The 9882-nt window shown below is 67.5% G+C and carries 7 protein-coding genes; 4 read left to right on the top strand and 3 right to left on the bottom strand.

The window, feature by feature from the left end:
- From Aple_RS51135 to aceB, 3 genes are all read right to left on the bottom strand, one after another.
- On the bottom strand, nucleotides 1–410 hold a 410-nt coding region (locus tag Aple_RS51135), incomplete at its 3' end, for an FAD-binding oxidoreductase (RefSeq protein ID WP_155352068.1).
- Entirely contained in the window at nucleotides 410–1843 is a 1434-nt protein-coding gene (locus tag Aple_RS51130) for an FAD-linked oxidase C-terminal domain-containing protein (RefSeq protein ID WP_155352067.1), read from the bottom strand. The genes Aple_RS51130 and Aple_RS51135, both read right to left, overlap by 1 nt.
- Before the next feature lie 19 nt (nucleotides 1844–1862).
- The gene (aceB, locus tag Aple_RS51125; protein WP_373869729.1) at nucleotides 1863–3449 is read right to left on the bottom strand and encodes a malate synthase A; all 1587 of its coding nucleotides are present in this window, start codon (nucleotides 3447–3449) and stop codon (nucleotides 1863–1865) included.
- A gap of 146 nt (nucleotides 3450–3595) precedes the next feature.
- Here aceB and Aple_RS51120 point away from each other — a divergent pair, with 146 nt between their 5' ends.
- From Aple_RS51120 to Aple_RS51105, 4 genes are all read left to right on the top strand, one after another.
- Complete coding sequence (locus tag Aple_RS51120) at nucleotides 3596–4276, top strand: DUF4097 family beta strand repeat-containing protein (RefSeq protein WP_170322075.1); 681 nt, start codon at nucleotides 3596–3598, stop codon at nucleotides 4274–4276.
- Between the two features lie 203 nt (nucleotides 4277–4479).
- Nucleotides 4480–5877 (top strand): GTPase HflX, encoded by a 1398-nt coding sequence (gene hflX, locus Aple_RS51115; protein WP_246265646.1) that lies wholly within the window; start codon nucleotides 4480–4482, stop codon nucleotides 5875–5877.
- 732 nt (nucleotides 5878–6609) lie between these two features.
- On the top strand, nucleotides 6610–7818 hold the full coding sequence (gene hutI, locus Aple_RS51110) for an imidazolonepropionase (protein ID WP_155352063.1): 1209 nt from the start codon (nucleotides 6610–6612) through the stop codon (nucleotides 7816–7818).
- Between the two features lie 400 nt (nucleotides 7819–8218).
- Nucleotides 8219–9061 carry a DegV family protein gene (locus Aple_RS51105; protein WP_155352062.1) on the top strand — a complete coding sequence of 281 codons (843 nt, stop codon included), beginning with the start codon at nucleotides 8219–8221 and terminating at the stop codon, nucleotides 9059–9061.
- Nucleotides 9062–9882: the final 821 nt, after the last annotated feature.

Below are 9882 nucleotides of genomic sequence, written 5' to 3'. Positions count from 1 at the left end.
GGCCCGGAGAGGGCGGTGGCGAGCAGGCCGCCGACGGTGGTGCCGGGGATGGGGATGTCCAGCGCGAGTTCCTGGTTCTCGGCGGAAAGGCGCTGATTGAGGGATTCGAAGGTCGTTCCCGCCTGCACGCGGACGACCAGGTCACCGGCGGCGTGTTCCAGGATCTCGTTCATGCAGCACAGGTCGATGAGCAGGTCGCAGCGTTCGGGCGGCGGCCCCCAGTCGAGCTTGGTGCCCCCACCCACGGGCGTCACCGCGAGATCATGCTCGGCGGCGGCCCGGAGCAGCGCCGCGACCTCCTCGGTGGACTCCGGCAACGCCACCCATTTCGGCTGAACTCCAGCGACCACATCGCTGGGATCGGCCGTGCGGATGGTCACCCCGGTCCCGGCCAGCGCGTCATGTGGCATCAGAACAGCTCCGCCTCATACGGATGCGGCCCCTTGCGCACCCCGGGAATCTCCCCGCACAGCCGCGGCGTCGGAAACACCTTCCCCGGATTCGACAGATTCCCCACATCAAAGGCACACCGGACGAGCTGCATCGTGTCCAAATCCTCGTCCGTGAACATTCTCGGCATATATCGGGACTTGTCGACGCCGACGCCGTGTTCGCCGGTGATCGAGCCGCCGTACTCGATGCACAGATCGAGGATGCGCCCGCTCACCAGCTCCGCCCGTTCGCCCTCCCCGGCCACCGCGTCGTCGAACAGCACCAGCGGATGCAGGTTCCCGTCCCCGGCATGGAACACGTTCGCCACCCGGATCCCGAACTCCTCCTGCAACCGATCGATCCCCGCCAGCACCTCCGGCAGCGCGGTCCGCGGCACGACCCCATCCTGAACGATGTACGCCGGACTGATCCGCCCAACAGCCGCGAACGCCGACTTGCGCCCCTTCCAGATCGCCGCCCGCTCCTCCGCCGACGCCGCCACCCGGATCTCGAACGCCCCCGCCTCCCGGCAGATGCGATCGACCTCGGCGAACTGCAGATCCACCTCGGCCTCCGGCCCGTCCAGCTCGACCACGAGCACGGCCCCGGCCCCGGCCGGATACTCGCACCGCACCGCGGCCTCCGCCGCCTCGATCGCCAGCGCGTCCATCATCTCGATCGCGGCGGGCACGATCCCGGCCCCGATGATCGCCGACACCGCCCGTCCGCCGCCCTCGATCGTGGTGAACGCGGCGAGCATGGTCGTGACGGCCGCAGGCGCCCGCGACAGCCGTACCGTGATCTTGGTCGCGATCCCGAGCGTGCCCTCCGACCCGATGAACGCCCCCAGCAGGTCATATCCGGCGTCCATGTCCGACAGTTCCACGATGTCCCCATCCGGGGTCACCAGCTCAAGCCCCAGCACATGGTTGACCGTGAAGCCGTATTTGAGGCAGTGCGCCCCGCCCGAGTTCTCCGCGACGTTGCCGCCGATGGAGCAGATCTGCTGGCTGGAGGGGTCGGGCGCGTAGTAGTACCCGGCCTCCCTGACCGCCTCGGTGATGGCCAGGTTGGTCACCCCCGGCTCGACCACCGCGCGGCGGTTCGCCAGGTCGATCGACAGCACGCGCCGCATGCGCGAGGTCACGATCAGCACCCCGTCCGACCGGGGGAGCGCGCCGCCGGACAGGCCGGTGCCGGAGCCCCGGGCCACGAACGGGACCCGGAACTCCTGGCAGAGCCGTACCACGGCGGCGATCTGCTCGGCCGTCTCCGGCAGCACCACCACGCCGGGCGTCGCCCGGTGGTAGGTGAGGCCGTCGCACTCGTAGGTGCGCAGCCGGACCGGATCGGTGATCACGGCCTCGTCCGGCAGCACCTCCCGCAACCGGCCGGCGAGCAAATCCGTCATACCGCCATCTTCGCTCACGTCACGGCATGCGGGCATACGCGGGGAGGGTCAGGAACTCGGCGAAGTCATCGTCCAGCGCGACCTCCTTGAACAGGGCCGCGGCCTGGGCATACCGCTCCTCGTCATACCCCGGCTCGACGGCGATCTCGGCCAGCTCCTCGGCGATGATCCGCTCGACCAGCTCCTTGGTGACCACCGCGCTGGTGTCCGCGAGCCGGATCTCGCTCCTGATCCACTGCCAGATCTGGGAGCGGCTAATCTCGGCCGTCGCCGCGTCCTCCATCAGGTTGTGGATCGCCACCGCGCCACTGCCGGCCATCCACGCCGCCAGGTAGCGCAGCGCGACGTCGACGTTGTTTCGCAGCCCGCCCTCGGTGATCTCGCCCGGCGTCTTGGAGACCGCCAGCAGATCGGCCGCGCTCACGCTGACCTCCTCTCGCAGCCGGTCGAGCTGGTTCGGCCGCTCGCCCAGCACCGAGTCGAACACCTCACGGCAGATCGGCACCAGATCGGGATGCGCCACCCAGGAACCATCGAAACCGTCCCCTGACTCCCGCGTCTTGTCGGCCCGCACCTTCTCCAGCGCGACCTTGTTCACCTCGGGATCCCGGCGGGACGGGATGAACGCCGCCATCCCCCCGATGGCGTGCGCGCCGCGCTTGTGACAGGTCCGCACCAGCAACTCGGTGTACGCGCGCATGAACGGCGCCGTCATCGTCACCGCGTTCCGCTCGGGCAGCAGGAACTCCCGCCCCCGGGTACGGAACTTCTTGATCACGCTGAACAGGTAGTCCCAGCGACCGGCGTTGAGCCCGGCGGAGTGGTCGCGGAGCTCGTAGAGGATCTCCTCCATCTCGAACGCCGCCGGATACGTCTCGATCAGCACGGTCGCCCGGATCGTCCCCTGAGGAATGCCCAGCAGCTCCTGCGCCCGGACGAAGACGTCGTTCCAGAGCCGCGCCTCCAGGTGGGATTCCATCTTCGGCAGGTAGAAGTAGGGCCCCTTGCCCTTGTCGATCTGCCGCTGCGCGCAGTGGAAGAAGTAGAGCCCGAAGTCGAACAGCGCCCCCGACACCGGCGCGTCGTCCACCGTGACGTGCTTCTCGGTGAGATGCCAGCCCCGCGGCCGCACCACGACCGTGGCCAGCTCGGCGTCGTCCTTCAGCGCGTACGACTTCCCGCCGCTGCTGAAGTCGATCGTGCGATCCAGCGCGTCCCGCAGGTTGAGCTGGCCGTTGACGGCGTTGTCCCAGGTGGGGGAGTTGGCGTCCTCGAAGTCGGCGAGCCACACCTGGGCGCCCGAGTTGAGCGCGTTGATGGTCATCTTGCGGTCCACCGGCCCGGTGATCTCCACCCGCCGGTCCTCCAGACCCGGCGCGGGCGGCGCCACCCGCCAGTCGCCCGCCCTGATCTCCGCCGTCTCCGGCAGGAAGTCCAGCGTGCCCCCGGCGGACAGTCCGGCCTGCTTCACCTGCCGCGCGTCGAGCAGCTCCAGGCGGCGGGCGTCGAACTCGCGCTGCAGGGTAGCGACGAAGGCGAGGGCCTCCGGCGCGAGGATCTCGTCGAACCGCTCCAGCATCGGCCCTTTAATCTCCACGGACGACATCCTTTCCATAATGTGGAAAAAGTCTTCTATCACGTGGAATCGACGCTACTTCATCGGTTTTCGGGGGTCAACGTGAGGGTCGCCTCAGGGGGTGTTCGGGGGTATCCCGGATGGGCTCAGCCTCGGGAAATCCGCAGAATCGGAGCATGAGAACAAAGCGGAACCTGGCCCTCGCGGGTGCGGTCATCGGATCGGCCCTGGTTCTTACCGGCTGCGGCCTCGACCTGAGCTTCAACAGATCGCAAAGCGTGGAGAAATATGACATCAAGGACAAGGTGACTTCCCTTGCCGTGAACGCCGGCTCCGGCGACGTGATCGTGAACGAGTCCGACCGGACCGGCATCGAGGTCACCGAGACCCTGAACTACCGGGGCTCGCAGCCCACCGACGGGCACGAGGTGTCCGGCGAAATCCTGAAACTCGCCTATGACTGCAACGACTGCTCCATCGACTACCGCGTCGAGGTCCCCCGCGGCCTCAACGTGCGCGTCGACACCGGCTCCGGCACGATCACCCTGCGCTCCCTGACCGGCCCCATCGACGTCTCCACCGGCTCGGGCGACATCGAGGCCAACGGCCTGACCAGCAAGACCGCCCTCGCCGACACCGGCTCGGGCGACGTCGAGCTCAGGTTCAACGCCGCCCCCGACAACACCCAGGTCTCCAGCGGCTCCGGCGAGGGCGTCGTCTACGTCCCCAAGGGCACCTACCACGTCACCCTGCAGAGCGGCTCGGGCGAGCAGACCGTCCAGGTCGCCCAGGACCCCGCCTCCCCCAAGAAGATCACCATCAAGACCGGCTCCGGCGACGTCAAGGTCCTGGTCTAGAGCCGGCGTTCGATGTCGCCGCGGCCTGGGTGCTGAGCGCCCTCTGATCGTCTGAAGTCATCCATGGGCTGGACCTTCGCCGGCGACCTGGAGATGACTACACACGGGGGCGATTATCAGGGTGCGCGATCTTTGGGTGTCATGCCACCATCGAAGGGAAGACACCACGGTGTCGGACTGTTGGTCTAGTAGAGATGACATATATGCGCAACGAGCTAGAGGACATCGGCGACTACGAACTTGAGGAGCGTCAGGCGCTCAGACGCGTCGCGGGTCTCTCGACGGAGCTCACGGATATCACCGAGGTCGAATACCGCCAGCTCAGGCTGGAGCGGGTCGTCCTGGTGGGAGTGTGGACCAGCGGCACGGCCTTCGACGCGGAGAACTCGCTGCAGGAGCTCAAGCTCCTGGCCGAGACCGCCGGATCCGAGGTCCTGGAAGGCCTGATCCAGCGCCGCGACAAGCCGGACTCGGCCACGTATATCGGGTCGGGCAAGGCCACCGAACTCCGCGACATCGTCTCGACCAGCGGCGCCGACACCGTCATCTGCGACGGTGAGCTGACGCCAGGACAGCTGCGGCAGCTGGAGGAGATCGTCAAGGTCAAGGTCATCGACCGGACCGCCCTCATCCTCGACATCTTCGCCCAGCACGCCAAGAGCCGGGAGGGCAAGGCCCAGGTCGAGCTCGCCCAGCTGCAGTATCTGCTGCCGCGGCTGCGCGGCTGGGGTGGCAATCTGTCCCGCCAGGTCGGTGGCCGGGCGGCCGGGGGCGTCGGCATCGGCGGCCGTGGTCCCGGTGAGACGAAGATCGAGCTGGACCGGCGGCGGATCCGCGAGCGCATGGCCAAGCTGCGGCGCCAGATCAAGGAGATGTCCACCTCCCGCGAGACGAAACGGCATCGCCGGCAGTCGCGCGAAGTGCCCGCGGTGGCCATCGCCGGATACACGAACGCCGGCAAATCCTCGCTGCTCAACCGGCTGACCGGGGCCGGCGTCCTGGTCGAGGACGCCCTGTTCGCGACCCTCGATCCGACCGTACGGCGTGCGCGCACGCCCGAGGGCCGCTTGTTCACCCTCGCCGACACGGTGGGATTTGTCCGGCATCTTCCGCATCAGCTGGTGGAGGCGTTCCGGTCCACCCTGGAGGAGGTCGGGGACGCCGACCTGATCCTGCATGTCGTGGACGGGTCCCATCCCGATCCGGAATCCCAGCTCGCGGCCGTCCGTGAGGTGTTCTCGGAGATCTCCGGGGTGAGCGATGTTCCGGAGATCGTGGTGGTGAACAAGGCGGACGCCGCCGATCCGGTGGTGCTGGCCCGGCTGACCATGCGGGAGCGGCACAGCATCGTGGTGTCGGCGCGTACGGGGTCGGGGATTCCCGAGTTGATGGCGCTGATCGAGCGGGAGCTTCCGCATCTCGATCATGAGGTGCACATGCTGGTGCCGTACGACAGGGGGGATCTGGTCGCCCGGGCGCACAAGGAGGGTGAGGTGCTCTCCGTCGACCACACGGGCGATGGGACCATCCTGCACGCCCGCGTCCTGCCCAGCCTGTTCCACGAACTCGACCGGGTCGCCAAGCCGGTGGAGACGGTGTAGGACAGAAAGCCCCGGGTCCGCTCGGGGTCTTCGCTTTGGGATTCTTCGGCGCGTGTCCAGTACCGGACGCCGAAGGATCATGGGCGCATGTCCGAAATGATCCCCTGCCGCGTGATGAGCTGCTCTTCCGCCTAAGTGGGTCTTGGGTGGTCACAGCCCTGACACCCCGTCTGACCTCCGGCGAGGTTATCGTTTCGAGATCATGAAAACGACCCGGAAGCTGGCATAGAACCTGTTTCGCCGGACCTGGTAAAGGTGACAAATCGGAGAATTAGGGGAGGCCAGCCCTAAAGCGGAAGGAAAACGACACTGGCCCACCGGGGTCGGCGTTGCTAGGATAAGCCAAGCCTTACGCGACAATCTTGCGCGGGTACACACGATGACACCTGTGAGTGCTGTTACACCTGGGGTGCGGGTGCGTTTGCCGGGTCTGAGCTGGAGCGACAGACTCGGAAGTGACGGGGGAGAAGGACGGGTCAACCGGATGCCAGGGAGGCGAACCGGCGTTCTTCTCAATAACCCTGTACAGCGAGCCGACCTGTGAAATAACGTAACTGAACTGAAATCGCCGAGGCCACCCTCACGGCGATCCGGTCATCGCACAACCCGGTGCGCGATGAGAGCAGGAGACCCCCCAATGACGTCCGGACACGGAGCGGACCCAGCGGGCGCGGCGCCCACGAGCTGGGCTTCCGCGGCGTCCTCAGGGACGTCGTCACGGATGGTGGTCGGATGACCGTTCGCCTTCTCACCAACATCGGCCGCCTCTGGACCGGCCATGACGTGTGCAGCAACGCGTCGATCCTGGTCCACAACGACCGCATCGCCTGGGTCGGCCGCGCCGCCGACTTACCGCAGTCGGTCCCCGGCGTCGTCGACGACATCACCGACGTCGACCACGTCGAGAACCTCGGCGGCGCGCTCGTCACGCCCGGCCTGATCGACGCCCACACCCACCCGGTGTATGCGGGCAACCGCTACGCCGAGATGGCCATGCGCTCGGGCGGCTCCTCGGTCTCGGCGATCACCGCCGCCGGTGGCGGCATCGGCTCCACCGTCACCGTGACCCGCGGCACCGACCCGTGGACGCTCTGCAACGGCGTCCGCGAACGCCTCCGCGAATGGCTGCTCAGCGGCACCACCACGGTCGAGGCCAAGACCGGCTACCACCTCACCCGCGACGGCGAACTCGCCGACGTGCGCCTTCTCCGCGAACTGGAGAAGGAGCCGATGATGCCGCGCGTGCACGTCACGTTCCTCGCCGCCCACGTCGTCCCGCCGGAGTATTTCGGCCGCCAGCGCGACTACGTTGAAGCCGTCGCCGCCTGGTGCGCGGACGCCGCCGCGGCCGGAGCCGACAGCGTGGACGTCTACTGCGACGACGGCCACTTCAGCCCCGACGAGGCGCGCTGGGTGCTGGCCTCCGGCCGCAACGTCGGCCTGCTGCCCCGGGTGCACGCCGGCGCGTACAGCAAGCGCGGCGCCGTGCAGCTCGCCGCCGAGATGGGCTGCGCCTCCGCCGACCTGCTCCACCACATCACCGACGAGGACATCGCCCTGATGGCCCGCTACGGCGTGCCCGCCGTCGTCTGCCCCGGCACCGCCCTCTCCAGCGGCTCCCTCCCGCCGGTCCGCCGCCTGATCGGCCAGGGCGTCCCGATCGCCCTCGGCAGCGACCACAACCCCGGCCACTGCGGCATCACCTCCATGGCCCTGGTCATCAGCCTCGCCGTCGCCGCCTTCGGCATGAGCGTCGGCGACGCTCTCCGCGCCGCCACCCTCGGCGGCGCCCAGGTCCTCGGCGCCCCCGACCGAGGCGTCCTCGCCCCCGGCCGCCTCGCCGACATCGTCCAATGGGACGCCGACCACGAAGGCGCCTTCGCCTGGGCCTTCGGCCTCAAACCCCGCCGCGTCTGGCGCGGCGGCACCCCAGTCCAGTAACTCCTCCGCACGTGCCCTTCACCCGCAAGCCCACCGAGTGCGATGCGACGACACGCGGTCCGATAGCTCTTCGTGCTTTCAGGCCCGGCCGCGTGTGGTGGGGCGGACCCTGGTCCGGCTTTTGGCGTGGGCATTCGCCCTCAAGCCCACCGCGTGGGATGCGGTGAGCCGTGTGAATGTCACCGTCGGATGCCGCCTCTAGCCCCGCCGCGTGTGGTGTGGCGGCACCCTGGGCGATAACGACGCATAGTCCAGTAGGACCTCTGACAAGATGCCGTCGCCGCTCTTGGCGCCGGGCGGAGAGAACCATCACCTGCGTGAACGGCGCCGGATTACGGCGAGCGGCTTGGTGACCTGCTCATTCGGTGGATGGCGATCAACTGGTGGGTAATCTCTCGATATGTCGGTCGTTGTGGTCACGGACTCCTCGGCCTACCTGCCGCCCGTTGAGGCGGACAGGTGGGGTGTGACAGTCGTTCCGTTACAAGTGATCATTGGTGGACGCGAGTTCGACGACGGCGCTCAGATCGACGCTAAGGGCGTCGCCGACGCGTTACGGGAGTGGACACCCGTCACAACGTCCCGTCCCGCCCCACAGCGTTTCGCGGACGCCTACGAGGCCGCAGCCGCCCGCGGGGCCACCGGCGTCGTCTCAATCCATCTTTCCGGCGAAATGTCCGGCACCCTCGACGCCGCCAGGATCGCCGCCACGCAAGCCCTCATCCCCGTCGAAGTAATCGACAGCCGCTCCATCGCGATGGGCCTCGGCTTCCCCGTCCTCGCCGCCGCCCGCGCCGCCGCCCAAGGCGCAGCTCTCCCCGAGGTCGCCACCATCGCCCGTACCACCGCCGCCGCCACCCAGAGCTTCTTCTACGTCAACACCCTCGAATACCTCCGCCGCGGCGGCCGCATCGGCACCGCCGCCACCGTGCTCGGCTCCGCCCTCGCCATCAAACCCCTCCTCCACCTCACCAACGGCTCCATCACCCTCCTGGAAAAGGTACGTACGACCACCCGCGCCCTCTCCCGCCTGGAAGACCTGGCGACATCCACGGCCGGCGAAACCTCCGTGAACATCGCGATCCAACACCTCTCCACCCCCACCCAGGCCGATTCCCTAGCCACCCACCTCACGACCCGAATCCCCAACCTCAACCACCTGATGATCGTCGAAGTAGGCGCCGCGATAGCCGCCCACACCGGCCCCGGCATGCTCGCCGTAACCATCTCCCCCGAACCCTGACCAATTCACCGCGAAATAGATGGCCACCTGGGGACAACACCCCACTATCCACAGAACCCCGTTCGGCCACCCAATCGCGAGCCCACCTCTCTAACGTCGCACCCGTGGGAACCAGGGAACGCCAACAAGCCGAACAGGCCGCCATCGAAGTCCGCCTTCACCGGCTAACCTCTCGCGCAATCCCCGGATCCCCCACGCCCTCCACCTCATCTCACGGCTCTCACCCCGCTTCCCAATTTCCGGACTCCTCGCCTTTTCCCATCACATCCCAGCTTCCTCCAGCTCACCCCTCATTTTCATCCGCTACCTCCCATATCAGCCACTCTTCGCCTCTGGCTACTGCCGTTCTCAACGCCCATCCCCTTCCTTCGGCCACCGCCTCCCAATCCATTTCTCCAAACTCCATACCTTTCGCGCCGGGACCTCCTCCATCATTCGGTGTTGCGGCCCCATCTGATGTGGAAGAGTTGCCGCACCATTTCGGCCCCCAGCACCGCCACAGGCCTTACGACGGAATGGCCCGCGAGTCCACTCATGGGAGCCAGGCGGGGATTAGCCGTCCCGACGAGGTGAAGAGCGCAACACAGAACCAGGATCACGATCTGGATAGATCGCCGAGGGCCGCTCTTATCGGGCACGGAAAGGACAGGAGCGGAACAATTTCCGGACGCCTCCGCGAGATGCTTGGAGATGGCGAACGTTTCGACCCCGGCCGCCCGGGCGTAAGAGCCTTGATACTGCTCGGAATCGCCGCCGCCGTGGTCGCCGGAATCTACGCATGGCGATCACAACCCGTCCCCGAACCCCTGCCACCACCCACC

It is taken from the genome of Acrocarpospora pleiomorpha, assembly GCF_009687885.1.
Lineage (GTDB): Bacteria > Actinomycetota > Actinomycetes > Streptosporangiales > Streptosporangiaceae > Acrocarpospora > Acrocarpospora pleiomorpha.
The sequence above is the reverse complement of the archived record's forward strand: the minus strand, read 5'-3'. Positions and strand labels throughout refer to the sequence as shown.